20 protein-coding genes are annotated in these 26,438 nt (G+C 63.2%); 14 read left to right on the plus strand and 6 right to left on the minus strand.

Annotation, left to right across the window (positions count from 1 at the left end):
* Nucleotides 1-246: 246 nt before the first annotated feature.
* The gene (locus HAHE_RS10300; RefSeq protein WP_338690817.1) at nucleotides 247-1,119 is read right to left on the minus strand and encodes an IS1595 family transposase; all 873 of its coding nucleotides are present in this window, start codon (nucleotides 1,117-1,119) and stop codon (nucleotides 247-249) included.
* A gap of 129 nt (nucleotides 1,120-1,248) precedes the next feature.
* Between HAHE_RS10300 and trxA the strand changes: the two genes are divergently transcribed.
* From trxA to HAHE_RS10330, 6 genes are all read left to right on the plus strand, one after another.
* Nucleotides 1,249-1,563 (plus strand): thioredoxin, encoded by a 315-nt coding sequence (trxA, locus tag HAHE_RS10305; protein WP_338690759.1) that lies wholly within the window; start codon nucleotides 1,249-1,251, stop codon nucleotides 1,561-1,563.
* Nucleotides 1,564-1,595: 32 nt separating this feature from the next.
* A complete protein-coding gene (locus HAHE_RS10310; protein WP_338690761.1) occupies nucleotides 1,596-1,799 on the plus strand; it encodes a hypothetical protein in 204 nt (67 codons plus the stop codon).
* A gap of 29 nt (nucleotides 1,800-1,828) precedes the next feature.
* Nucleotides 1,829-2,431: a nitroreductase family protein gene (locus HAHE_RS10315; RefSeq protein ID WP_338690763.1), complete on the plus strand. Its 603-nt coding sequence runs from the start codon at nucleotides 1,829-1,831 to the stop codon at nucleotides 2,429-2,431.
* Between the two features lie 446 nt (nucleotides 2,432-2,877).
* Nucleotides 2,878-4,311 (plus strand): SDR family oxidoreductase, encoded by a 1,434-nt coding sequence (locus HAHE_RS10320; protein WP_338690765.1) that lies wholly within the window; start codon nucleotides 2,878-2,880, stop codon nucleotides 4,309-4,311.
* A gap of 204 nt (nucleotides 4,312-4,515) precedes the next feature.
* Complete coding sequence (locus tag HAHE_RS10325; RefSeq protein ID WP_338690767.1) at nucleotides 4,516-10,554, plus strand: beta strand repeat-containing protein; 6,039 nt, start codon at nucleotides 4,516-4,518, stop codon at nucleotides 10,552-10,554.
* 142 nt (nucleotides 10,555-10,696) lie between these two features.
* Nucleotides 10,697-11,605 (plus strand): PQQ-binding-like beta-propeller repeat protein, encoded by a 909-nt coding sequence (locus HAHE_RS10330; protein WP_338690769.1) that lies wholly within the window; start codon nucleotides 10,697-10,699, stop codon nucleotides 11,603-11,605.
* Nucleotides 11,606-11,608: 3 nt separating this feature from the next.
* On the opposite strand, the gene HAHE_RS10335 is transcribed toward HAHE_RS10330, so the two are convergent.
* From HAHE_RS10335 to HAHE_RS10345, 3 genes are all read right to left on the minus strand, one after another.
* A complete protein-coding gene (locus HAHE_RS10335; protein WP_338690771.1) occupies nucleotides 11,609-11,929 on the minus strand; it encodes a hypothetical protein in 321 nt (106 codons plus the stop codon).
* 75 nt (nucleotides 11,930-12,004) lie between these two features.
* The gene (locus tag HAHE_RS10340; protein WP_338690773.1) at nucleotides 12,005-14,194 is read right to left on the minus strand and encodes an HAD family hydrolase; all 2,190 of its coding nucleotides are present in this window, start codon (nucleotides 14,192-14,194) and stop codon (nucleotides 12,005-12,007) included.
* Nucleotides 14,191-16,257: an HAD-IIB family hydrolase gene (locus HAHE_RS10345; protein ID WP_338690774.1), complete on the minus strand. Its 2,067-nt coding sequence runs from the start codon at nucleotides 16,255-16,257 to the stop codon at nucleotides 14,191-14,193. The genes HAHE_RS10340 and HAHE_RS10345 overlap by 4 nt, the downstream gene beginning before the upstream one ends.
* Before the next feature lie 134 nt (nucleotides 16,258-16,391).
* On the opposite strand from HAHE_RS10345, the gene HAHE_RS10350 reads away from it, so the two are divergent.
* From HAHE_RS10350 to HAHE_RS10370, 5 genes are all read left to right on the plus strand, one after another.
* Entirely contained in the window at nucleotides 16,392-16,796 is a 405-nt protein-coding gene (locus HAHE_RS10350; RefSeq protein WP_338690775.1) for a hypothetical protein, read from the plus strand.
* A 298-nt stretch (nucleotides 16,797-17,094) separates the two neighbouring features.
* Nucleotides 17,095-17,610, plus strand: coding sequence for a hypothetical protein (locus tag HAHE_RS10355; RefSeq protein ID WP_338690776.1), 516 nt, complete (start codon nucleotides 17,095-17,097; stop codon nucleotides 17,608-17,610).
* A gap of 336 nt (nucleotides 17,611-17,946) precedes the next feature.
* A complete protein-coding gene (locus tag HAHE_RS10360; protein WP_338690778.1) occupies nucleotides 17,947-18,336 on the plus strand; it encodes a VOC family protein in 390 nt (129 codons plus the stop codon).
* Nucleotides 18,337-18,421: 85 nt separating this feature from the next.
* Nucleotides 18,422-18,856, plus strand: a complete 435-nt coding sequence (locus HAHE_RS10365) for a hypothetical protein (RefSeq protein ID WP_338690780.1) — start codon at nucleotides 18,422-18,424, stop codon at nucleotides 18,854-18,856.
* 68 nt (nucleotides 18,857-18,924) lie between these two features.
* The gene (locus tag HAHE_RS10370; RefSeq protein WP_338690782.1) at nucleotides 18,925-19,311 is read left to right on the plus strand and encodes a hypothetical protein; all 387 of its coding nucleotides are present in this window, start codon (nucleotides 18,925-18,927) and stop codon (nucleotides 19,309-19,311) included.
* A gap of 17 nt (nucleotides 19,312-19,328) precedes the next feature.
* Here HAHE_RS10370 and HAHE_RS10375 read toward each other — a convergent pair whose 3' ends face one another.
* A complete protein-coding gene (locus tag HAHE_RS10375; protein WP_338690784.1) occupies nucleotides 19,329-19,850 on the minus strand; it encodes a hypothetical protein in 522 nt (173 codons plus the stop codon).
* Nucleotides 19,851-19,954: 104 nt separating this feature from the next.
* A complete protein-coding gene (locus HAHE_RS10380; RefSeq protein ID WP_338690786.1) occupies nucleotides 19,955-21,787 on the minus strand; it encodes a sialate O-acetylesterase in 1,833 nt (610 codons plus the stop codon).
* Between HAHE_RS10380 and HAHE_RS10385 the strand changes: the two genes are divergently transcribed.
* From HAHE_RS10385 to HAHE_RS10395, 3 genes are all read left to right on the plus strand, one after another.
* A complete protein-coding gene (locus HAHE_RS10385) occupies nucleotides 21,786-23,231 on the plus strand; it encodes a tetratricopeptide repeat protein (RefSeq protein WP_338690788.1) in 1,446 nt (481 codons plus the stop codon). The genes HAHE_RS10380 and HAHE_RS10385 overlap by 2 nt on opposite strands.
* A gap of 108 nt (nucleotides 23,232-23,339) precedes the next feature.
* Complete coding sequence (locus HAHE_RS10390; protein ID WP_338690791.1) at nucleotides 23,340-23,987, plus strand: L,D-transpeptidase family protein; 648 nt, start codon at nucleotides 23,340-23,342, stop codon at nucleotides 23,985-23,987.
* 201 nt (nucleotides 23,988-24,188) lie between these two features.
* Nucleotides 24,189-26,438: a PAS domain-containing protein gene (locus HAHE_RS10395; protein WP_338690792.1), complete on the plus strand. Its 2,250-nt coding sequence runs from the start codon at nucleotides 24,189-24,191 to the stop codon at nucleotides 26,436-26,438.

A 26,438-nucleotide genomic window follows, 5' to 3' on the forward strand; every position in this document is an offset into this window, starting at 1 on the left:
GGAGCGCTCCGTTGATGGGACTGAGAAAATCATGCAGTTCCCGCTGGTTGGTGAGCCAGAGGAAATGCTGATGCCCGACGTGATCCGAGTGGTATGCACGGCGCTTGAGATTGACCCGGCTGACTTCGGTCTAAATCTAGGGTAGATTCAGATCAATGGACCTTCGCAGCGCTAGGAAACACGGGAAGCTTGAGGAATTCATCCGCGATCGTGAAGCGGATGAACCCAAGGGCGACGCCTCCCGCCTCAAGCGGACGGTTGAGGCGATGGCTCGGGGCGAAGGAACGAAGAAACCAGAGCCGGAAACATCTCCTTCGGATTCTGCCGGAAATTGAACCGGCATTCGAACTCCTTGACGTATTTCTCAAGGTGAGTCTCTGAAACAGCCACGTGGGTGCTGGTCAGACCCTTTTTCAAGTGGGACCAGAACGACTCGATGCCGTTTGTGTGGCACGGGCCGTCCACGTATTCCTTCTTGGAGTGGTTCACGGTGTCGCGAGTGTAGCCGAATCGCTCAAGGTCGGTGTAAACATGGCTTTCGTCCGAGTAGATTGTTGATCCTTTGGCGATGCCGTCCTTGAGAAGCGGGAGAATCCTGCCCTTGCTGGCAAACGGAACGACGCGGGCAACAACCTTGCCGTCCCGCTGGAGCATCCCGAAAACCACGCCCTTGTTGTCCCAGCGTTTGGCGCTGGTGGTCTTGCCGCCGACGTAGGTCTCATCCACTTCCACAGTCCCGGCAAGCGTCGGGTCGCCGTCCACCCAAGCCATGTGCTTGCGAATCTCGTGACCCATGCGCCATGCGGTCTTGTAGGTGACTCCGAGCTGGCGTTGCAGCTCCTTGGCCGAAACTCCGTTGCGAGTCGTGGTGAACAGGTAGATGGCGAAGAACCAGAGTTGCAGCGGAGTCCGGGTCCGGTGAAACGGGGTGTCCACGGTCGGGTGCAGGTGGTGGCCGCAGAACTGGCAGGAGTAGGCGCGTTCCGCCTTGATCCGATACCACTTGGCCTCGCGCTCGCACTTCGGGCAGGTGTGACCTTGGCCGAACTTGCACTCGAAAATGTGCTGCAAGCAGGACTCATCGTCCGGGAACTGGGCGAAGAACTCGCGGATCGTCATCGACTGTTCCTTTTTGCGCTCACCGGCTTTCGGTCTCATGCGCGGATACTACTCAAATGACACCGTATGTCAAGGGGATACATCCGTATCGTTGAATCCCGCGATCAGCGGGTTGACCCCACAACAACGATGAAGACGAGAGAACTGACCTCCGCGAGTTTTGACGATGTGGTTTCCGGCAGCGCCGCTCCGGTGCTGGTGGACTTCTGGGCCCCGTGGTGCGGTCCCTGCCTGCAACTGGGTCCGGTGATCGACCAAGTGGCCGAAGAGACCGCCGATCAGGCGGTCGTGGCCAAGGTCAATGTCGATGAGGCCCGCGATCTGGCCGTCCGCTACAACATCCGCAGCATCCCGACGCTGCTTGTCTTTCGCGGCGGCGAGGTGGTCGAGCGCTTGCAGGGCGTCCAGCCGAAGGAGCGGATTGCCGCCGCCCTGAGTGCCTGACGTTCGGAGTTCCGGCGAATTCCCAATCGGCGGTGCCCGGGCCACAAGCCCGGGTGCCGCCGGAGCTGCTCGGTCAGACCGAGCGGTTGTTCCGCATCGAAGTCATCGGGCTCGACTGGAACTGCCCGAAATTCATCACGCCCCGATTCACCCGCGAGGAGCTTGCCGGAGTGACGCAGCCCCTCACCGACCGGATCGCCGAGCTCGAAGCCGAGCTTGCGCGGCTGCGGTCCTGAGCTCCCTTCCAACGAAATCGCTTACCCACATGAATGCCATCGAAACCATCGAAAGCCGCCGCTCCGTCAAACACTACGATCCCGAGCATGTGATGTCGGAGGAGGACCTGGCGAAGCTGATCGAGCTCACCAAGCTCGCGCCTTCCTCCTTCAACATGCAGAACTACCGCCTTCTGGTCGTTCGCGATCCGGAACTGCGGAAGCAGCTCCGCGCGGTGGCATGGGATCAGGCGCAGGTCACCGATGCCTCGGTGCTTTTCCTGATGTGTGCGGACCTCAATGCCCACCTCGCCGACCCGGCGAAATACTGGTCGCACGCGCCGCAGGAGGTTCAGGACATCCTCGGCCCGGCGATCCAGCCGTTTTACGAGGGCAAGGAACAGCTGATCCGGGACGAGGCCGTGCGCTCGAGCGCTCTGGCCGGGATGACCCTGATGATCGCGGCCAAGGGGATGGGCTACGAGTCCTGCCCGATGGTCGGCTACGATCCCGAAGCGGTGGCCAAGCTGGTCAACCTGCCGTCCGACTACGTGCTCAGCTTCATGATCGCGGTCGGAAAGCAAACCAAGCCGGCGTGGCCACGCGGTGAGCGCCTGCCCGACTCCGAGGTGGTGAGCTATGATCGGTTCTGAGGCGAGCTCTGGCGAATGAGCTGACTTTTCCGAAGGCGATGGATGGAACCGCAAAGACGCCAAGGCCGCAAAGGAGAGCGTATCGATCCAGCTTGGCGTCCTCAGCGCCTTGGCGGTGAATCGAAAGGCGCCGGGACATTTTTGGAAACGGGTACGTGACGTGAGGCGGAGCCGATGGCCTACGAGTTCGCTTGGGATGTGCATGGAGACCCCGTAAACGGGGAACTACAAACCCCGGTCGCGGGCCACGGGGGTTTGTAGTTCCTCCTTTAGGATTTTCTTCCGAGGGACTAACGGCAGGGGAGGGCTGACCGCCCCCGATCAGCCGCGGGTCATGACGGAAACCGGGAGTGAGGTGGCGGTTCGGCGGACAAGCGAGGGCGCTTGTCCCTACCTTGGCCGGGGATGATCGCTGGACAGGCTCGGGATGCCGCCGACTCTGCGCGGTGAACCTTCTGCTGACCGGCGCCAACGGCTACATCGGGCTGCGGCTGCTGCCGACTTTGCTTGAAGCCGGGCACACGGTGACGGCGCTGGTTCGCGACCGGCGGCGGTTTCCCGCCGAGGAGTTCGATACCGACCGGCTCAAGGTGATCGAGGGCGATCTGCTCGACCCGGATTCGCTGCCGAGTCTGCCGGAAGATCTCGATGCGGCCTACTACCTCGTCCACTCGATGGGCGGCGGAGGAGATTTCGCCGAACGGGAGGAGGCGGTTGCCCGTCACTTCACCCGCTGGCTCGACACTGGGGATTGTCGGCGGGTGATCTACCTGAGTGGCTTGGTCGACGAGTCCGGCCCGTTGTCGAAGCATCTCGAGTCGCGGCGGCACGTCGAGGACGTCCTGCGCAGCGGAAAGGCGGCGCTGACGGTGCTGAGGGCGTCGATCATCGTCGGCTCGGGTTCGGCGTCCTTCGAGATCGTCCGCGATCTCGCCGAGAAACTGCCGGTGATGGTCTGTCCGCGATGGGTCAACACACGCTGCCAGCCGATCGCGATCCGTGACGTGATTTCCTACCTGCGCGGCGTGCTGGAAATCCCGGAGACCGAGGACGAGGTCTATGACATCGGAGGCCCGGAGGTGCTCCGGTACCGCGACCTGCTCGCCGGCTACGCCGAGGTGCGCGGGCTGAAGAGATGGTTCGTGCCGGTGCCCTTCCTCAGCCCCCGGCTGTCGTCTTGGTGGCTGTACCTGATGACCTCGACCCGGTTCACCCTGGCTCAGGCACTGGTCGATTCGATGAAGCACGAAACGGTCTGCCGCGAAAGCCGGCTGCGGGAAATACTGCCTCTCGAACTCTCGAGCTACCGCGTCGCCGTCGAGCGCGCCTTGTCCCGCATCGCCCAGAACCGGGTGCCGTCGAGCTGGATCGACTCGCTGGCGGCGGGATCGATGGATCCGCGGTTCATCGATGCGATCAAGGTGCCGGAGCACGGGGTTTTCACCGACCGCCAGCGGGCTCCATTGCAGGCCCCGCAGGACGAAGTCATCGATGCGGTTTGGTCGCTCGGTGGCGAGAAAGGGTGGCCGTCGATGAACTGGGCGTGGGACGTCCGCGGTGCCATCGACCGGCTGTTCGGGGGGATCGGCACCCGCCGTGGCCGCCGGCATCCCACCGAACTGAGACCCGGTGACGCGCTCGACTTCTGGCGGGTCGTTTTGGCCGATCGGAAGGCCGGGCGTCTGATCCTCTACGCGGAGATGAAGCTTCCCGGTGAAGCGTGGTTGGAGTTCGCGATCCGGGGTGGAGCGCTGGAACAGACCGCGACTTTCCGACCGCAGGGACTGCTCGGCCGACTCTACTGGTTCTCCGTCCTGCCGGCCCACTGGATCCTCTTTCCGCGGATGGCCAAGCGCCTCGCGGGTGTTGGGGGAGGGTAGAATGCGGGCTAGCGGATTGTGGCGGAAATGGGTCGCCGCTCCAGAGTGCCCGTAATCCTCGTCATCTGCAGCAAACGTCTTGAAGTGGGAGGATTCCGACTGTTTGGTAAGCGTTACGGGTGTCGATGAACCCAGACGCCCGCAGGACTGTGAACCCCATGTCCGCCCCGCTTGATTGCGGGAGTATCCACACTGCCCTAACCCATGAAACCCCATCGACTCGCCCTCCTCGGGCTGGGCCTTAGCACCGCGTCCTTTGCCCAGGCGCCCTCCGCTGAATCGCGCACTGCCACCGTCAGTGAAGCCGGACCCGCCGTGAGCGGCAACGTGCTCACCGATGTCGAAACCGTCGCCCAGTATTCCTTCGACAATCCCGGATTCGACGAAGGAACGCTGCTGCAGAACTGGACCGACACCGTCGGCACCAGCTTCCCATCGAGGCAGGTCTTCAACAACAACGCCTTCGCCGGCGGACGGGCCACCGGAGGCTTCGCGAACGGCTCCGGCAATCAGGACTCTTCGCACCCGACATTGGTGCTCACGTCCCCTTCGTTCGATCTGTCGTCCCCGATCGTGATCCGCTTCGGCCTCGCGGGCGGCGCAGGAGCCGCTGCGGCGCCGGCCGCCGATCTCGCGTCGATTCCCGCCGCAAGCGGCAATGGAGGCTTCCAGGGTCTGGCACTGCGGCGTCTTTCCGATGACGCCTACGTCGCGTGGGCCCGACGCTCCGGCAACAATGCCGCGTACGAGACCCAAACCTTCAATTGGCAGGCGCTGGCGGCGATTGAAGCGGCGAATCCGGCGGATACCTATGTCCTCGACTACATCGACTACTACCACGGCGGCTGGGGCTTCGGCGGCGTGGATGACGTGACCATCTTCGGAGTCTCCGAGTCCGAAGTGGCGGTGGACAATCCGCCAACTGTCACCGCCGGGGCCGCGGCCTACGGATCGGACGTGCCTTCGGCGACGAACCCGGCCGGCACGCTGAACGACGGGTTTCTCTACAATCCCGTGACTCCGACCAATCCGATGCCGGACACCGGTTTCAACGGACCGGACGGGTTCCACAACAACAGTGGCAACGGACCTGCGACCCTGCTCTACGTTTTGGGCAGCCCGATTCTCGACGGCGCATCGAATCAGATCGCCGTCGATCTTTACGGTCGAAACGCCAACCAGGATCGCGACAACGATGTCGACATCGCCTTCCTGGATGCGTCGGACGTGGTCTTGGGAGAGGTTCTCGGTGCCGCGATCCCGGACGGGGGCACTCCCCACCTGCGGGTGACCTCGACGGCTGCTGGAGTGACCGACGGATCGAGCATCGCGAAGATCCGGATCACGGGCAACGACTCGGACGGCACCCCCGCCACCACCAACAACTTCACGCTGATGGAAATGCGGGTGGCGAACCTGCAGGCGGACTTCGACCACCTGACCGACACGGTCACCGTGACCGAGGTTGAGGGGTCGGCGGCCAACGTCGGAAATCCGGTGACGCTCGCCTCGGGAGCCGAGGTGACCATCAACGCGGACGGCAGCTACACCTACGATCCCAATGGTGCGATCGCGGTCGCCGGAGCACCCGTTCTCGATCCGGTCGGATTCACGATCGGCTACGGCGGCACCGACACCTCGAATACCCTGACGGTCAGCGTGGTGGATGCCGACGCGGTTTTCTATGTGGATGGCGCTTGGGCAGGTCTCGCGTCCGGCGATCCGATCGCCGATGCCGACGCCGGAACAACTGGTGCTCAGCCGGCGACCTTCGGGACCGACGCGTTCGCCACGATCAGCGAGGCACTCTTCGCCGCGCATGTCGGCTCGACCGTGGTCCTGAATGACGGGGCTTACGCTGAGGACATCGGTTTGGTGGGCGAGCGGCGCCTTCGGGTGACCGGCACCGATGCGGCCCAGACCGTCGAAATCGATCTCGTGGTCGGAGCGGCAGGCACCTCGATCGAAGTCCAAGGCACGTCCGTGCTGCTCCTCGCCGAGCCGGATCTCGACAGTGATCTCTCTCTGGCCGCCGGTTCCGTGTTCGCACCGGGCCCCGGAAATGTGGCTGGCGTGATTTCGGGGGATGGCGCCGTCGCGGTAGATCCAGCGGGTTCGCTCAGCCTGAGTGGCGCCAATACCTACACGGGAGGCACAACGATCGTTTCGGGTCGTGCGCAGGCCGACTCGTTGCAGGCTTTCGGCACGGGCGACGTGACGGTGCAGCCGTCCGGTCAGGCGTTTCTGGTCAGTACGGCAGGCGCCTTCGCCAACAACTTCACGCTTGAGGGCCAAGGTTGGACGGAAGGAGCCGGAGATCTTGGCGCACTTCGCTTCAACACCGGCACCGAGGTTGCGGGTGACATCACGATCGCCGCGGCAGGTGCCCGGGTGGTTTGCTACAACGGAGCCGCCGCCACTCTCTCGGGGGATCTGCTCGGATCGGGCAATCTCGAATTCAACTACGAGGCCAACGCCACGGCGAACGGCACGCTCTCCTTCACCGGTGACGCGAGCACCTTCACGGGTGAGTTCTATGTCGCGAACGGCACCTTGGTGAGCGATTCGACTTTCGGCGCGGACCTCTATGTGGGCGACTCCGGCACCCTTTCGGGATCCGGCACGGTCAATGGCACCCTGACTTTCGGCACGACCGGCGGCGCCACGCTGATCCGAGACCCGGATGGAGGCTCCGGATTCTCCGCGGCCGATGTGGTCCTGAACGGAACCACCACCGTCGACTTCGTTTCGTTGCCCGACACCTTCACACCCTTCGCCCTCTTCGACTACACCGGGACCATCGACGATGGCGGTGATGGCGTGTCGAACAACTTCGTGATGGCGAATGCCGGCTCCTACCGGCTTCCGGTCTTCAGCGACAACGCGATGACGATCGAAGTCTCGCTCAGCGGCAAGACGCTGACCTTCGTCGGAACCACGCCGGACTGGGACATCAATTCCAGCGTCAACTGGACCGACGGAATCAATCCCGAGCGCTTCTACAACGGCGATGCGGTGATCTTTGACGACACCGTGAGCGGTGGTTTCGCAGGCGTGGTCAACATCACCGGCACACCGGTGCCGTCGGCGATCACGGTCAACAACTCGACGGGCGACTACGAGATCGTCGGAGAGTTCTCCGGCGACGCTGCTCTGACGAAGTCGGGGACCGGAGTCCTTACCCTGACTCCTCCGGATGAAGATATGCCCTACACCGGCCTGATCACGATCAACGGCGGCCGGGTTGAGCTGGGGACCGATGACGGCGCGCTGCGCAATGCGAGCGTCCGTGTGAATGCGGGCGGCACCTTCGCCTACCTCGCGGGCAATGCCGACAACGACACCGAGACCGACTTCGAACTGGCCGGTGGCACGCTCGAGTTCAACGAAAGCATGGCGATCTGGCCGGCCGGGAATCCGATCACCCTTGTCACCGGTACGACGAGCACGGTGACCGTCAACGCGGGCACGGTAAACACGGCGCTGTCGACGATCGTGGGAGACGGCAGCCTCATCAAGTCGGGTGCGGGCACCTTGCAATTCCAGAGCGCCGAGCCGGTGACCTACACCGGTTCGACAACAGTCGAGGAAGGGCTGCTGCAGGTCGACGGAGATGTGGCCACGCAGTCGGATGATTGGACCGTGGAAGGTGGAACTCTTCGGCTCGGCAACGACAGTGGCGCGCCGATCGCCAACCTGCCGCCTGCATCGACCGTGGTGATGACCGATGGCACGTTCGACTACAGTGGTAACGTTGAGACCGTCGCCGGCCTGACGATGGACTCGACCACCGGGACTCCGACGCTCTTCGTCAATCCGGCCAGCAGTGACCTGACGGTGGATGTGCTGACCCTCACCGGCACGGACAACCTCGTGCGCTTCTCGACCCTCACAGGAACGGGTCCGTTCCCGGTGATCACCTACAACTCGACGCTCACCGGCACCGCAGGGGTCAACCTGCGGCTCGACAACGACTTCCTCCGCCCGGGCAGTTGGGCGGACAACGCTGGCACGCTGGAAGTCACGCTGCTGCCTTTGGCGACCGAGTGGACCGGTGCCACGAGCGCCTTCTGGGAAGTGGGTGGCCTCGACAACAACTGGACGACCGCGCCGGGATTCTACTTCAACTTCGACACGGTGACCTTCGGGGACACCGGTGCCGGAGCGATCACCATCGATGACCTTGAGAATGACCCGATCCTTCCCGGCGGCATCGTCTTCAACAACACCGCCGGCAACGACTACACCTTCACCGGCCAGTCGATCGGCGGAGCCGGCAGCCTGACGAAAAACGGCGACGGAATCGTCGAGCTCAACAACACGCAGAACACGTTCACCGGCGGTGTGGCGGTCAATGACGGCACGCTCGCTCTGGGAACGGGCGGCGGTACCGGTGCAGTCCGGGGCGTCGTGACGGTGACCGGCGACGGCAGTCCTTCGAGCAGTGTGCTCCGGCTCGATGTGAACAATGCGATGGGCTACACCGGTGGACAAAAGGTCAACGAACTCAACCTGTTCGACGGCGCATTCGTCGACAACCTGGGCGCCCAGGACAACGGTTGGAACTACGTCCTGAACATGCGCGGCAGCGCGATGCTTTCGAGCGCGCCGGACGGGCGCTTTTCGTTCGGTGGCCCGGGCGGAGGAACCGGATCGGAGATCAACGTGCTCGCGAGCGCGACCACCTCGGAAATAGGTGGAGCGATCACGATCCGTGAAAACAATCCGGGCAATCAGCTTCCGATCGATGTCGAGGACGGCGCGGCGGCAACCGACTTCCTGCTTTCGGCGAACGTCAACGAGAACCGCGGTTTCGTGAAGACCGGAGCCGGCAGGATGGAGCTTACCGGCCGCAAGACCGGCACGGGGCCGATCCGGGTCAGCGGAGGAACGCTCGCCGCCATCGGCACCGGTTCCCTGTCGTTCGACGGCTACGATGGCGCCTCGGTCATCACGGTGGACTCAGGTGCCGTGCTCGAACTGGACGACTGGCAGTACTACGAAGGCAACGCCACCCAGACCTCGCTCGGTGGCCTGCGCAACAACGCCAATGCCATCGTCATCGACAACGGCACGATCCGGATGAACGGCGTCGGCGACTGCGCCTATGACCGGGGGTTCACGATCAATGCCGGCGGAGCGACACTGGAGGCGAACGGAGCGAACCGCTGGGTGCTTGAGGTGGGAACCGCGCTGGTGTTGAACGGAAATCCCAACCTGTTGCTAACCGGCAGCGGCACGGGGCAGATCGACAAGGCCTACTTCGGGGCGGGCGGGATCACCAAGACCGGCAGCGGCACGTGGTTCCTCAACGGCGCCAACACCTACACCGGGCCGACCGTGGTCAGCGACGGAGCCCTCGGTGGCACCGGCTCGGTGACTTCGGATGTGACGGTGGCTGCCGGAGCCTCGTTGGAGCCGGGCGCCTCGGTCGGCAGCTTCGATATCACGGGTAACCTCGACATTTCCGCGCTCGCCGGCGGAGCGGGAACGCTCGACTTCGAACTGGATGCGATCGGCGCGAGCGACCAGATCACGGTGACCGGAACCACGACCATCGGTAGCGGTCTGCTGGGCTTTTCGGACTTCGTGTTCACGGATCTCGGCGGACTCGAGAACGGCACCTACACGCTGATCAGCAGCGGCTCCCTTTCGGGTTCGCTCGACGGTGGAAACCTGTCCGGACCGATCGGTGGCGCGACCGCCACCTTGCAGGTGACCGGGAGTGATATCGAACTGGTGGTCACCGGCGCCCTGTCGCCCTTCGAGGACTGGATCGAGAATACCGTTTTCGCCAATCCGGGAGTCCTTGCCTCGCCGGCCGACAAGCTGCCCGGAGCCGATCCTGATGGCGACGGGATCGACAACATCGGCGAGTATGGCTTCGACGGTGACCCGACCGATGGAGCAAACAATGGCAAGGTGTTCCTGGTGATCGCCGACGGTGATGACAATCCGGACACCGATCCGGACCTCATTCTGACCGTGGCGGTTCGCTCCACGGTGGTGTTCACGGGCGGTGCTCCCGCGACCGGAAGCGCGGATGGAGTCGACTACAGCATCGAGGGCAGCCTCGACCTTTCGTCCTTCACGGAAACCGTGAACGTCGAGAGCGTGGCCATTCCGCCAGCCGGGGCTCCGACCCCGAATGCCGGTTGGGAATACCGGAGCTTCAGCCTCGATGGCTCCAGCGGCCTGCCGGATAAGGGATTCCTCAGGGCCAGAGCGGAGGAAACTCCGTAACCCGCCAACCGTAACCGGCATTTGCCCAGAATTCGAGACCCGCGGAGCCCGAGGTTCCGCGGGTTCTTCTTTGCCAACCCGGCCGTTTCGACGGAGTCCGTGGAAACACCCGGCCTGTTTGCGAGGTATCTGTATGACACCTATGAAAGCCCTTCTGCTCGCCGCCTTCGCTCTTCTGCTTGTTCCCTGCCACGCGAGGGACGTCCTTCTTCACGGGAAGGGGCGGCTGGTGCTCTGGAGCGATGGCGAGATCAAGTGGGAGATGCCGTGGGGAATGATCCACGACATCCACCGCGGCCCGGACGGGCAGGTCTTCGTCCAGCGGAAGATGCGGGAGGTATGCGAGATCGACCCGGAAACGAAAGAGGTGGTCTGGAGCTACGATGCGTCCAGTAACAATGGCAACGGTGGGAAGAAGATCGAGGTCCACGCGTTCCAGCCGCTGGGCTATGGCAAGATGATGGTCGCCGAAAGCGGTCCCGGCAGGATCATCGAGATCGACCGTGACGGGAAGCTTCTGAAGGAAGTGAAGCTGAAGCTCGACCGACCGCATCCGCATCGGGACACCCGCCTCGCGCGGAAGCTGGAGAACGGCAACTACCTCGTGTGCCACGAGGGTGACGGTGTCGTCCGCGAGTATGGTTCCGACGGCAAGGTGGTGTGGGAGTTTCCGGTTCCGCTTTTCGGCCGGGAGCCGAAGGGAGGACACGGACCTGAGGCATTTGGAAACCAGGCATTCTGCGCGCTTCGCCTCAAGAACGGGAACACCCTGGTGAGCACCGGCAACGGGCACTCGGTGCTGGAGGTGACACCCGGGAAGGAAATCGTCTGGAAGCTCGAACAGAGCGATCTCGAAGGCATCACGCTCGCGTGGGTGACGACCCTTCAGGTCCTCTCGAACGGCAACTACGTGATCGGCAACTGCCACGCGGGACCGGGACAGCCTCAGCTGGTCGAGGTCGATCCGAAAACCAGGAAGGTCGTTTGGCAGATGGACGAGTTCGAGCGATTCGGCAACGACGTTTCGAACAGCTTGGTGATCGTCGAGTAAGGGTCAGGAAACCGGAGGGTCGACCGGAATCTTCGCCCGCCACGGGTGGAGCCAGTGGTGGTGGCCGTGCCAGTCCGGCAGTTCATGGGCCGCGGCGGCGATCGCGAACATGTAGACCATCGGGAGCACGATCACCGACATCCCGAAAGTCGCGAGCCCGAGCAGGAGGGCGGCGAACAGCATCAGGGGTGTCGCCCCGAGCATGATCCCGAAGCCGGCGACGTAGTGGTGTTTGTAGAGGTGTCCCGCACCGGGGATCACGCTGAGAAGCAGGGCGATTTTGTCGCGGTCAACCGACCGCCACGCTTGGAGCAGTTCGTTCATGGCGCGGATCTCGTTCCACCCTGAACGATGCCAGCGTTCCCACCCCGATGCAAGGTCGGAGGCGTCCTCGCAGGCTCAGGGCTCGATCTCGATCGCCGGCACTTCCTCGTCCTCGCTGTAGTATTCCTCGGCCGGGAGCGGCGGCGGTTGGTCCTCGAAGAAGCGGTAGTGGTCCAGTCCCTCGAAGAAGCCGGCGAGTCCGGGCTGCGAGCAGTGGTAGAGGCGCGGGCGCTCGCGAAGCCGGCGGAGCACCGGATCGGAGTCGGCGGCGACAGCCGAAAGCAGCCGGCCGCGGATCACCGCGGAGTCGTTACCATAAGTCCCGTAGCAGTAAACACGTGCCGGATCGATGCCCCACTTCATCTCGATGTAGCGCACCGCGACATCCTTGCCCGAGCGGATCGGGAGGACGTCGACAAAACAGCCGGAGGTGATCATCACTTTTGCCGAAAGGCCGGCCTCCCGGAGATGTCGCTGAAGGCTCTCGCGGGTGCACTTGACCCCTTCGTCGAGGAGTAGCGAAACCTTGAGCTCGTGCTGGCGTTCCTCGGGCTGCATGGACAGTCCCGGGAAGTCCTTGAAGGCATCGACCACGCCGTCCCGGTTCCACCGCAAGCGGGCCTGCCGGTTCCAGATCTCATCCTTGATCGGTGTTTTCCAACCGTAGTGGATCTCCGCGCCCAGGCCGGTGATCAGGATCGACGGTCGCGGCATTTCGAGCCGCTCGATTACGTCGCGGGCTTCGGAGTAGGAAAGGCCGGTGGCGAAGATCATGCCGACCTCGCCTTCGCGGAACAACTGTCGCCAACGCTCGACCAGTTCGGGAGGCTCCTCCTCGAGGTGGGGCGGCAGATCCATCACGATCCAGTGTTCGCTGCGCGTCAGATACTGGCGCGATCCCGGCTCGCGGGAGCGCGGCTCGGCGGGAAGAACCTTGGAAAGTTCGCTGAGGTAGCTGTCGACATGGGCGTCCCAGCTGTAGAAGCGGCGGACGTTTTCCGCTCCGTTTTTCGCCAGCTTCTGCTGGTGGTCCGGTTCGGCGACGATTTCCTCGATCGCGTCGCCGATCGCCTTGTCGTCCATCGCGTCCACCAAGGTGCCGTTCTTGCAGTTGGCGAGGATGTCACGTGGCCCGCCGTCGTTGGTCGCGACCAACGGCAAATTGGCGGCCGCCGCTTCGAGTAGGGTCAGTCCGAAAGGCTCGGTGAAGGCCGGATTGACGAACACGCCTTTCCGCGCCGCGGCCCAGCGGTAAAACTCGGGAACTTCCTGTGACTGGTGCTGCTTCGGCACCGCGCAGACGCCGTAGAGGTCGAGATCATCGATCAGGCGAAGCAGTTCGGTCCAGACCTTGCGTGCCCCGGAAGGGAGCTTCTTCAGCGTCTCGCGATTGCCGCCGACGAGCACCAGATTGGCATTCTCGCGCAGCCACGCGTTGTTGCCGAAGGCGCGGACCAGTCCGGTCAGGTTCTTGCGCTCGTCAGCACGCGCGATCGTGAAGACCGCGGGCTTCGACGGGTCGTTGAGAAAGCGCTTCATCTTGGCATCGACCGACTCATAGGCCTCGGTGTTGCCCTCGCCGTCGAAACGGGTCAGGTCGACGCCCGGAGGGATCACGCGCATCGACTCCTCGGCGTAGCGGTCGTACATCGAATACTGCTCCTCGACTTCCTGCCGGGTGCTGGTGCAGACCATCGACGCGGCTTCGAGGCTGAGCTCCTCCGCTTCGATGCGCACGGCGAGATTGTACTTCCGCTCGATCGTTTCCTCATCGACTCCGCCATCGATCAGTCGTTGGCGTTTCACGCGGCCGAGCGAGTGACCGGTGAAGGCGAAAGGGACGCCGAGCACGGCGGCGACCTGGCGTCCGACATAGCCGGCGTCGGCATAGTGGGCATGGATCAGGTCGGGTACCCGGCGTTCGCGGCGCAGCCATGCGAGGGTGCCGTCGATGAAGGCGTCGAGATGGCGCCACAGCACTTCCTTTCGCAGATAGCGGCGGGTGCCGGCCTCGATGCGCCGGATGTCGGCGCCGTCGCCGAGGTCCTCGACCGCTTCGGCGTAGTCGTCGCTGACGCGCGGATCGAAGACCCGGCGCGTGACCAGCGTCACGCGGCTGACCTGCTCGTGTTTGGCGAGAGCCTTGACCAGTTCGAGCACATAGAGGCACTGGCCGCCCGTGTCGGGGTCGCGACCGAGTTCGAGATTCTGACCGCGGATCAGGCCGTGGAGGGAGAAGTGGAGGATGTCGAGTTTGCGGTTCATTCGTCCATGACGTCGTGGTAGGCGGCGAGAAACTCCGATGCGGACCAAGCCTGGAAGGCCTTGCCCATCGGACGCCCGGTCTTGCCGTGGCACCACTCGTTGAATTCCCACTCGCGGAACACACCCTGGTGGTTGAGTTCGGCGAGCTTGAGCAGCTCCTGTTTCGCGATGTCGCGCAGGCCGAGGCGGTTGATGAAGCGCACCCAGTGGCCGCCGCACCACGGCCAGATGCCGCCGTTGTGATAGTGATGGGGGAGGTTGAGCAGATTGACGGTGTAGTAGCTTTTCCAGTCCGGGTCACCGGCGTGGACAACCGGGTAGAGGTTGCGCACCGGGAACGGGCTGTTGGCACCGACGCCCCACAGGAAACGGAAGACGATCTTGGCCTTGTTGAAATCCATGACGTTGTAGAGGAACGCCATGACGTTGCCGATGATGTCGCACCGCCAGTCGAAGGAGAACGGCGTGACCTGGGCCAGCAGGTAGCGGGCGTCACCGATCGCGCGCTGCACGTCGGCGAAGCTTCCGGAGGTCTCCGCGGTCGCCTGCTGCTGGGTGGTCGACGGCCAGAAGCGCCTCATGATCGCGCGCTTGACCCGCTCGGCCTTGAGCAGGTGCCGCGAGGCGTTCTCGCGCTCGCCGAGCAGCTCGGCGATGCGTCCGTAGGCGACATTCGCGCGATACCACAGAACCTCGTCGAAGAGAACGTTGTAGCTGCGGTTGAACAGGTCCATCCAGTCGCCTGCCTCGGGCACCTCAAGCAGCCCGTCGTGATTGCTGTCGTGGGCCTCGAGCCAGCGCATGATGGCGTCGGCCTGTGGCTTGAACTCGCGGAGCAAGGCGAGGTCGCGGTTCTTCTCGACATACGAGTGGAGGGCGATGACCACCCACATGCCGCTGTCGATCGCGGCGATTCCGCCAACGCCGGAGTAGTCGGGAATGCCGGTGGCGATGTGTACGTTGGCCGGCACCTGGCCGGATGCCGAAACATGTTCGAGAAGTGTCCGCAGTGTCTGTTTCTGGCACTCGCGGAACCGGTCGCCGGGAACCGATAGGCTGCCGATGATTGCCATCGCGCCGTCGCGTCCCCACACCGAGTTGTAGTTCTCATCGGTGCCGGTGACGTCGTTGTCGGAGATCGAGCAGGCGCTGAAGCCCTTCGGCGTGATGCATTTCTCAAGGGCTTCGATCGCCTTGTCGTAGGCGAGGTGAATGAAGGACGACTCCTTGCCCGCAGTCGATGCCTTAGGTTCGAAGAGGCGGACGATTTCAGGATCGTGGTGCTGTCCCTCAAGAGTCGTATGGCAGGCGATGATCCGGTCGAGCACGCCGTAGTGGACCAGTCCTTCGAGCACGCCGGCGGCGCAGTTGGCGTTCGCGACGAAAGCGTTCGCATCGAGGACCGCCTCGAGCAACTCCGGTTCGGCATTCTCCGGCACGATACCGCGCACACCCGGAAGCAGGAACATCGACGAGTCGTTGCCCGTATCGCCGGCAACCACGACCTCGTCGAGCGTGATCCCGTGTTGCTTGCACAGCCAACGCAGCGCGTTGCCCTTGTTCGCCGGGCGTGGGAGGATGTCGAGATCGCGAGCCGAGGAATAGACGATCTGGGCGCCGGCTCCCGCCTCGCGCAATGCCTGGCGCAGCCGTTCGAGGTCGTCCTCGGTCGCGTTGTGCCAGAACCAGCTGCTTTTCCATTCGTGCTGCTGGTGGACCGGCTGCTCCTCGATCTCAGGGAACGACCGGAGCACCGCGACCGCCTTCTCGCGATCCCAGTCCTCGGAGAGGATCGACGAGAACTCGCGCACGACGTTGTCGTCCTTCTCGTTGTGGATCACCGTCCCGACGCCGCCGATGTAGTAGTCGGGCTGCGGCAGTTCGGCCTGTTTGACGACTCGCTTGGCGTCCTTGACGAGCCGGCCGGTGCTGTAAACGAGGAGGGGGCGGTCTTCACCGAGGGACTCCCAGGTGCAGCGGAAGTCGGAGGAGGAATCGGGTCGGCCGAGGAGGGTTCCGTCCAGATCGGAGCAGAACAACGCGACAGGCTTGGTGTCTGGCATCGCGGATAGCCTTAGCAGCGATCCCGGTTTCGTCCAAGGAAAGGGGGGAAACGTCCATTTCCCGCGACGGCCGGTGTCTTTTATGGCGAAATGCAATGTTCAAGACTCCCGGGTAGCTGTGCGAGGGTTGACCGGTGAACCTTCGCCAACTGAAGAAGCGTCTCGAAGAGGAAGGGTGTTCGCCGCTGAACTACGCGGTCGGCGGCCGTGCTTCGGACGCGTTCTGCCTGATCAAGGAGGCGGGAAGGTGGAAGGTCTGTTACTCGGAGCGTGGCAGGGATTCGGATCCGATCTTCACTTCCACGTCCGAGTCGGAAGCCTGCGAATACTTTCTCGACCACATGTGCCGACAGCCGAACCAGCATCTGGTGGGGACTTTCGATTCGGATGAAGAGGCGAAGGCCTTCGAGGTCGAGGTCGTGCGTGCCGGTGCGCGTCCGTTCCGGAATGACGTTCCCGCCAGCATCCACGGCACGCCGAGATTCCGGGTCTTCGTCGCGGGAAAGGACATCCACCTCGTCCGGCCGCTGATGTCGTGATCCGCGGATCTGGGTAAACGGAGTGCCAACACCTTCGGTTCGAGAATCGGGAAACCGCCAATGGACGCGAATCTCGATGTGTGAGTCCGATTCCTGAAGATCGTCTGACGCGATTGGATTCACCGCAAAGACGCCAAGATCGCAAAGAAGGGGAAGATGGGAGGTGCGTTGCTCGAGGCTTCGCGTCCTTGGCGTCTTTGCGGTTCCATCCCTCACCTCCGGAGATGCCGTCCGAATCGCACGTTTCCTCAGTGGATTTTGGATGTCACGTACGGCGGATCCCGTGCAAAGCTGGATCATGAAAGTTTGGATGATCGTTCTTGGGTTGCTCGCGCTTCCGGCCTTTGGCGGAGAGGCACCCGTCCTGAAGCAGGACAACGCGAAGAAGACCGAGGTCCGGCATTCGATGCTGGGACCGCGTGACACCCTTCTCTTCTACGCCTTCGGCGACTCGGCCGCCGTGCTGCGTCTTCAGATCCCGAACGACAGCGCGAAGTTCAGCGTCAAGGGTTCGGTCGTGCTGTTTGCCGACGGAACCGATGCCGAGGCTCTCGCGAAGTGGATCAACAACCAGCACTCCGACGGGCTGTTCGCCGATGCTCCCCAACCGTCTGCCACCATCGAACTGCCGGAAGGCGTGTGCGAGGTGGCGGAAAGCAAGTTCACCGGAGAGAAGCAAAGTGGCCGAGCTGGCGAGTCCTACGGTGAGTATGAAGTGACCGTGCGGGTGAAGGACCACGAAGCGGCCGGCAAGTTCAAGCTCAAGGCGTTCACGGAAAAGGCCGGCGTATTGGTGAAGGCGGGGAAAAGCTGAGGCAGTCGGAAGTGAGGCCGACATGCGGGTCTGATGCCAGAAGGGGACAGAGGGTTACGGGAGAAGGCAGGATGTGCGATGGCCGTCATTTTCGGACTGCTCGGACTCGTGGCACTCTATTTCTCTGCTTTCTGGAGCTGGGCTTCGGGTGCCGGCAATCCGCCCAATGCGGAACTGCTTCATCGCGCCAGTCGAGTTGTGGGAGTGATCGCCCTGTTGTTCTTAACCGGTTCCGTTGTCTCTGTGATCGGAATGAACCGGAGACGGTGAGTCGGCACGTTCGATTGTGTCCGCCCGCCTTTGGTGCCAAGACTCCACGGAGCAATTTGAACCATCATGAAAGTCACCGAATTCGCATTTGTCGGCCACCCGGTGGCGAGTCTTCAGCGGGCCCGTCGGTTTTATGAACAGGTGCTCCGGTTGCCGGTGCCGAGTGCCATCGACGGAACGCTCGATGGCGATGCGGGCATGCTCGAGTACGAGATCGGACCGCACACGCTGGCGATCACGACGGCTTGGAGTGATGGCGGGCCACCTGAGCAGACCGCATTCGGGCTGGTGCTTGAGGTCGAGGATTTCCAAGCGGCCGTCGATCACATCCGCTCGTGTGGGGTGGAGTTCTGCCTCGGTCCTTTCGAAGGCTCCGGTTGTTTCATCGCGGTGATTGCCGACCCCGACGGGAACCACGTCGGAATCCACCAGCGGAAGGCAGAGAGGAGCAAGTGACATTTTCCGACATCGATTGGATCGATGTCGGTGATTTAATAATCGATGACCGGGAGAGGCAAAATTGCGCTATAGAGGTGCTGCCATGAAGATCGCAACCTCACTGATTCTCCTGCTCGCGACTGCGTTCGCGTTCGCCAGTTTCCCCGGACTCCTCACCAAGCAATCCAGAGATTGGCAGTTCGTTCAGTCGGTCGGTGGCATGAAGGTGTCGGTCGACGAAGGCAAGGTATTGACCGTCGACTGCGATGTCTCTGGGTTGCGGAAGGTGACTGTCAAACCGACCATGATCAACTCGGGGCTGGCAGTCGGAGATGTGAGACATCGCCGGGCCGGCGACAGGATTCAGCTGACACTTACGACACGCCTCATCGGTGAAGGCGCTACGACAACGCCCGGGCCGTTGGATCTGTCGAAGTATCCGGCGGGCATCTATACCGTGGAGTATAGGGATCCTGACGGTGCGCTCCATGAAATCGGCAAGGTGACCCTTTCTGATCCGAAGGGACCGGAGAGGTAGACATCGATCTCCCCGATTTACCGATTGTTTACCCACAATTGCCCGGCCTGTGGCAATATGGGGATGACATGAGAACGCAACGGATTCTGCTCGCCCTGCTGTGCTGTGCATTGCCGCCGCTTTCTGCCGAGCCGCCGGGCAAGCAGGCAGAGGAACCGCTTGCCCGGGCTGGTGAAGCCGTCGAACTCAAGCACAAGACCGAGTCGACCGACGGCCGCTGGTTCGCGGGCTACTACCGCGACGGCTGGGACGAAATCATTTCCATCCACGATGCGAAGACCGGCAAGCAGGTGCGGAAGATCGTCGGCCACGGCGACGAAGTCGTGGAGATGAAGTTCACTCCGGATGGCAATACTCTCGCGACCCGCTGCCTGAACTCGGGTCGAGCTGGCTGGGCGCTTTGGGATGTTGCGACCGGCAAGCTGATCATGCGCCTCGGTCGCGGGGATGAGTGAACCTGCAGGCTTGAAGGTCACTCCTCCTCGATTTCGAGCTTGTACCTGCAGGACTGAATACGATCGTCCTCAAGTTTGACGACGTAGCCCGACGGTTTGCCGATAAAGTCCTCCCCGTTGTAGACGTGGTAGGTTCCGCCGCCCACGTCCTTCACCTCGGTGACTTCCGTGATGGCGCGCATCACCTTTTCGAGTTCGTCGGCCGAGCCGACCTTTTCTTTGTAGCCCTTGACCAGTGACATGGCCGCTTCCCTCGCGTCGCTGAAGATCGCGACCTTTCCGGCTTGTTTGAGAATACCTAGCGAGAGGCCCGTGGCGGAACCATCGGCCTCCTCGCTCATCACCCAGATCATGTAGATTTCGGCTCCCTTGAAGACTTTGCCGAGATTCGGGAAGTCGTCGTCTTTCTCCAAAGCCCCCTGTTTGACGAGGAACTCGCCCATGGCTTTGGCCGTGGCTTCATCAACCGGAGAGCGTTCCGGGAACGCCTGCGCATGGAGGACGAGAACGGATGCGAGAATTGGGGTAATGAATTTCATGAAGTTCGTGTGAGTGCGTGACGACCACGAGATGGTCAGCTTTGACCTTGGGCGGCGTGGGCAGACGCGCCACTATAATTCCGGAAGCGGAATCGAACCACGGTCTACTCCTCCGCTTCCTGACCCAGCGCATCGAGCCGCTTGAGCACCTCGACCGCCATCTCGGCTTCCTTTTCCCGGCGGAACTGGTGGCGTTCCGCAGCATCTTCGGCGGCGGCTTTTCCGTCGGAACGGCCGTAGAGGCTTTCGGTGGGATCATCGCTTTCCGGCCAGTCCCACTCGTCGGTGCGAAAGCTGGCGAGCGGAGCCCATGACTTGCCGCCGACCTTGAGATTGCCGAGCGGGCTGGTGGCCCATGCATAGCGCACGGCGACCGGTTTTTCGACCAGCGGGCTCCAGACGTGGACGATCGTCGTGTCGAAGCTCTTGTTCGCGGTGTTCCAGATGCCGGCGTCCTTCTTCAGTCGGAAGCGGGCGTGACCGAGGTAGAACTTCCCGTCCTCGCCGGCGATCGCGAAGCCCCTCGGGATCGTCGACATGTCATCCGGCATGACCGGCTTGTCGAAGGTCAGGACCATCTCGTCGCCTTTGGCTTCCGCCGAGACCAGTGAAGCGGTGTCCCATGCCACTTCCATGCCGTAGACCCGGTTCATCGCCCAGCGCGCGGCGCGGATGCCATGTTCCTGCTTTTTGAACGGATGGAGCCCCGGGATCTGGACGTCGTAGGCGGGCAGGAAGGCGGTCATCTCCGCGTCGCCGACGTCCGCCAGACCGAGCCGCTGCGACTCGCGGATGTAGGCCCCTCCGGACACGGTCCAGAGTTCGAAGTTCTCCTCATTCTGTGGGATCGCTCCGGCGCAGAAGCCGATGATGCTGACGGGCAGGGCCGGATCGTTGAAGTCCTCGCGCCAACCTTCGACCATCAGCTTCATCAGCACGCGGTAGCGCTCGGGGCGGCAGGCCGATGACATCGCGTTGTTGTAGCCTTGGTGGAAAACGACGCCCTTGATGTTGAGTCCTTTGAACGCCCCGAACATGCCGTTGTAGCAGCTCGCCGCGTCGGACGGGCTCTTGCCCGGGATGTTCCACGAACGGACATCCGCCCGGGTCGGCTTCTTCGGCAGCTTGTCTTCGGCCACGCCCTTCTTGCGCTTGTCGGCGACTTCCTTCTCCCACTTCGCGACCATCTTCGCGACCTGCTCGTCCCAGTCGAACTCGGCGCGACGTTGCTTCACTGACTCGGCGTAGCGCTTGGCCAACGGGTGGTCGTCGAACTTGTGATGGGGCACCAGACTTTCGATCGACGCGCCGCCGCGGGCATTGTCGATAAGGCCGATCGGGATCTGAAGCGACCGTTGGAGACGGGAGCCGAAGGCGTAGCCGATGGCGGATATCTGGCCGGCCGTTTCTGGAGTCGAGGTGACCCAACCGCCATTCGGCATGACCGACACCGGGATGTCGGTCTGCAGCGTCTCCTGCTCGTTCGGGCTGATCTTGATCTGGCGTAGCAGCGGGAGGTCGGCTTGCGAGCTTTCGAGGTCGAACTGAAGGGTCTTCGCCAGGCTCCACGCCATGTTGCTCTGGCCGTTCATCACCCAGACATCGCCGATGACGATGTTCTCCATCTCCACCGTTTCACCTCCGGAAGTGACCGTGAGCTTCTGAGGCTCACTGCTGGCTTCGCGGGCGGGGAAGCTGACCTCCCAGCGTCCTTTCTCGCCCGTGGCGGTGGCTTTCGCCTTCTCCGATCCGAGACTGACGGATACCGCTTCACCCGAGTCCGCCCAGCCCCAGACGACGATCGGCTTGTCGCGTTGGAGGACCATGTTGCTTGAGAAAATGCCGTGGACCTTGAGGGGTGCGGCGGAGGCGAGGAGCGGCAGGAGCGCCAGGGTGGCGACGGCTTGAGCGAGGGTGGGAGGCTTCGAGGTTTTCATGAGGCTCTTGACCGGAGCGATCCGGGTGAGTGGCTACGGCAGGGGCGCGGCCGGGCTGTCACCGCGGTTTATCGGTTGCTACCGGACGGCGGGTGGCGATGATTGCGGGACGATGCGGTGGATGCTGATGGTTCTCGCGGCGGGACCGCTGATGGCGGATCCGAAGAAGGATTTCGCCCGCGGTGTGCTGGAGGAAGCGAGGGAGGGCGATGGCTCTCAGTGGTTCGAGAAGGCTCGCGAGGAGGACCCGGATGCATGGCCGCTGGTTGAGCGGGTGGCTTTGGCGCGTGCTGGCGCCGGAGACGTGGAAGGGGCCTCGACCCTTTTCCGCGAGTTCGCGACCGAGCATCCGGAACGGCTGGGACCGCAGCTTGCGTATGCCGACTTCCTCAGGAACAGCTCGCCGGGCGACGACTTCGCCGCGAAGCTGGCGGGTGAGGCGCTTGAGCGGACGCTCGAACACCATCCCGGCGAACTCTCCGTCATCCGCCGCTTGTTCCGCAGCTATGAGCAGCGGGGAATGCGGCAGAAATCGATCGAGCTTTTCGACCAGGTGGTGAAGCGGGCGGGCGCCGGCCCGGCACTGGCGGCGGCCGAGATGGCGCGGACGCTTTTCCCCGGTGACGACGAGAAGGCCCGCACTTTGGTCGATGAGGTTTTCCTCAAGGCAATGGAGCGCTCGCCCGCGGATCCGGTTTTGGCAAAGGCGGCGAGCGAGCATTTCCGCAAGACCAGCCGCCTGCCGCAAGCGGTCGAGATGCTGGAGAAGCATGTCGCCGCCGATCCGACTTCGCTGGAGCTTCGCGTAAGGCTCGGGGTTCTGCTCTTCGCGGCCGAGCGAGGCGACGAAGGCGTGGAGGTCTTGAAGCAGGTGCTCGAGATCGATCCCCGCCAGGGCCTCGCCCACCAGAGCCTCGCCAAGTACTACCGACGCAGTGAGATGCCGGAGAAGGCGCGACCACACGCGATCGAGGCGCTGAAGATCCGCGGCGGCGATGCCGGCGAGTTTGTCCAACTGGCCGGCGAGCTGCTCGACGACCAACTTCCGCGCGACGCCCGCCTGCTGCTTGAGAAAGGCCTCTTCGATCACCCGGAGAATGCCGAAATCGCGGTGAAGCTGGCGATCGCCACCCGCCGCGACGAATCGACCCGGGGCAGCGCCGCGTGGCGATTCCGCGAGGCCGAGTCACTTTCCGGCACCGACGGACCCGCGACCGAGCCGGCATTCCAGCTCGAGTTTGCCGAGTGCCTTCTGGAGAGCGGGCAGACCGAACCGGCGGCGGACCGGCTGAGAACCGCAATCCGTGGCTACGGAGCGGAGCAGGGCGTGGAGGTCGCTCGCGCCTACCGGCGCCTCGCCGATGTTTTCAGGCAGCAGGGGCGGTCCGAGGCGGAGATCCGGCCGCTGCAGAAGCGTGCCGACGAGCTGGATCCGCCGGAGTAAATGCGGATTCACGCCTCTTTGCCGGGAAGGAACCGCTTGACCACCGGGGATTGCACGATTTGTGCTTTTGGGGTAATTACCCGGCCCCCAGCCAGCCCAAAGAATCACATGAAGTCCCTACTCCGGAGTCTCTCCGCTGCCGCCATCGGTCTCCTGATCGCAAGCTGTGCCAACCAGTCCAGCTACGTCATCGGTCCCGACGGAAAGCCGGTCGACAAGGACGGGAACCCGGTAAACCCGTTCGAGCCCGGCACCTACGAGCACTTCAAGGCCGACTCCAGCTATCCGAAGACTTCGAAGATCTGGAAGAACGAGCAGCTCCTCTCGCTGACGACCGCGACCAACTCGCGGATCGTGATTTCCCGCAAACTGCAGCGCGGATTCCTGATGAATGGCGATGAGGTGGCGATGGACTATCCGGTTTCGACCGGCAAGAGCAGCCACCCGACCCCTGCCGGCAGCTACACCATCCTCGAGAAGATGGCCGACAAGTCGTCGAACGCCTACGGCAAGGTTTACGATGCCGAAGGCAACCGGATCTACGGCAAGGAAACCCCGGGTGACGTGCCGGAAGGCGGCAAGTTCGTCGGTGCTCCGATGCCCTACTGGATGCGACTCACGTGGGACGGCGTCGGCCATCACATCGGCAATGTTCCGCGCTATCCGGCATCGCACGCCTGCATCCGCGGGCCGCGCGCCGTGATGCCGACGATCTTCCGCAAGGTGAAAGTCGGCACGCCGGTGACGGTCGAGTAAGGAAAGGTGGGGCTGAGCGCCCTCGCTCGACTGCGGAGCCGCCGTTGAGGTCGGCGACATTGATTCGGTGTCTCCCGCAGACCATTCCGGTACCGGATAAGTAGTGCGCCTTTGATCCGACAGCGGCCGAGCGAGGGCGCTCGGCCCTACCTTTGGATTTACACCGACAGTCCGCCCGTGTTCTCCTGATAGAGAACGGGAATGGACGATGAGCTTGAATCGGCGGGCGGGCGGACCGCCTCGGACCAGCGGGCGCTGCGGGTGGCGCTGGCGTTCTGCGGGTTGCTCGCGATCATGTGGCTTGGCTTCGGCCCCGAGTCGCCGGCCAGCCGGGCCGCCGCGTCGGCCATCGGTGCGATGTCGATCGTCACACTCGCGTGGCACCACCGGCGGCGGGCGGGTGACGCCAGCCGCGAGGCCGAGCTGCTCGCCCGTCGGCTGGTTGAGGAAAACATCGAACTCGAGCACCGCCTCCATCAGGCCGAGGACGACCACCGGTCGCTGGAGCACTACTTCGAGACCCTGATGGAGCACATCCCGGCGAACATCTACTTCAAGGACGCCGACTCCCATTTTCTCAAGGTGAACCAGAGCATGGCCGAGAGCTTCGGCTGCGGCCATCCGGCCGACATGCTGGGGAAGACCGACCATGATTTCTTCGAGTCGGAGCACGCGGACCAGGCCTTGCGCGACGAACAGGAGATCATTTCTTCCGGGCGCGGCATCACCGGCAAGGTCGAGCACGAGACCTTTTCCAAGGGCCGCGAAGGCTGGGTTCTGACGACCAAGATGCCGTTCCGCGACCGCAGCGGGCGGATCATCGGGACGTTCGGGATGTCGAGCGATGTCACCGAGCTGATGCAGACCCGCAACACGCTGGAGCGCGAGCGCAACGTCCTGCGTTCACTCATCGACAGCTTCCCCGACAAGATCTTCGTGCGGGATCCCGGTCGTCACTACCTCGTGGTGAACAAGGCGATGGCCGAGTGGGTCGGTGCCGATTCACCCGAGGAAATGCTAGGCAAGACACCGGATGATTACTTCCCCGAGGCGATCGCCAGAGCCGGTGCCCGCGAGGACCTCGACATGCTGGCCTCGGGCAAGCCGGTGCTTAACCGCGAGTGGACCTTCGACATGGGTGGGCAGGGCGTGCGGTATCTCGTGACGACCAAGGTGCCGCTTGTCGAACCTGACGGACGGTGCTGGGGGATCGTCGGGATGGACCGCGACATGACCGAGTACAAGCTCGCGAGCGAGAAGCTCGAGCAGACCGAGCGACAGCTGCAGGAGTTGATGGACAACAGCCCGGCGGTCATCTCCCTGAAGGACCGGGGCGGGCGCTATCAAATGGTCAACCGTGGCTTCGAGGAGCTGTTCGGACTCGAGCGGGGCGACGTGCTCGGTCGCCGGGACGACGAGTTCATCGCCGACAAGGATGTCGCGGCGCGATTTCGTGCGATCGACGAAGAGGTCATGGACAAGCGCGAGCCGGTGCAGCTCGACGAGCAGCTCTACGTCGACGGCGAACCGCGCTGGTATGTGTCGGTGAAGTTCCCGCTCTTCGATTCCGAGGGGCAGATCCACGCGGTGGCGAGCATCTCCACCGATATCACGGATCGCAAGGTGGCGGAGGACGCGATGCAGCAGCTCAACGACGAACTGGTGCGGGCGAATGACGACCTGCAGCAGGCGCACGAACAGCTGATCCAGGCGGAGAAGATGGAATCGATCGGGCGGCTTGCATCAGGCGTGGCGCATGAGGTGAAGAACCCGCTGGCCATGATCGGGATGGGTCTTGAACTCCTCGCCCGCCGGATTCCGGAGGAAGACGCATCGGGCCGCGAGGCCCTCGACCGGATGAAGCGGGGAATCGAACGCGCCAAGAGAATCATCAAGGGTCTCGTCGACTTCTCATCGGCGAGGCAGCTCGCGCTCGAACCTTCCGACGTCAACCAGGTCGTTCAGGATGCGATCGCGCTGGTCGAGTACCAGTTGCGGAAGGGGAAAGTCACGCTGGCCGATGAGTTCGCGGAGGATCTTCCCCGGATCGAGTTGGATGCGACGCGGATCGAGCAGGTGCTGGTGAACCTGATGATCAACGCGATGCAGGCGATGGAGACCGGCGGGCAGCTGACGGTGCGGACCTATGCCACCTTCCTCACCGACGCGAAGCGGGACGAAGGGGTGCGGACCGCGACGCACCTGCGTGCCGGCGACCGGGTGATCCGGATCGAAATCGATGACCAGGGTCCGGGAATCGATCCGGAGAACCTGAAGAAGCTCTTCGATCCGTTTTTCACCACCAAGCCGACCGGAGTGGGTACCGGTCTCGGGCTGTCGGTGTCGCGCAAGATCGTCGAGCTTCACCACGGAACTTTGGAACTGATCAACCGTGATGAGGGAGGCGTGCGCGCCCGGATCACGCTGAAGTGCCCCGAGGCCGGCCGGTGA

Source organism: Haloferula helveola (assembly GCF_037076345.1).
Taxonomy (GTDB): Bacteria; Verrucomicrobiota; Verrucomicrobiia; order Verrucomicrobiales; family Akkermansiaceae; genus Haloferula; species Haloferula helveola.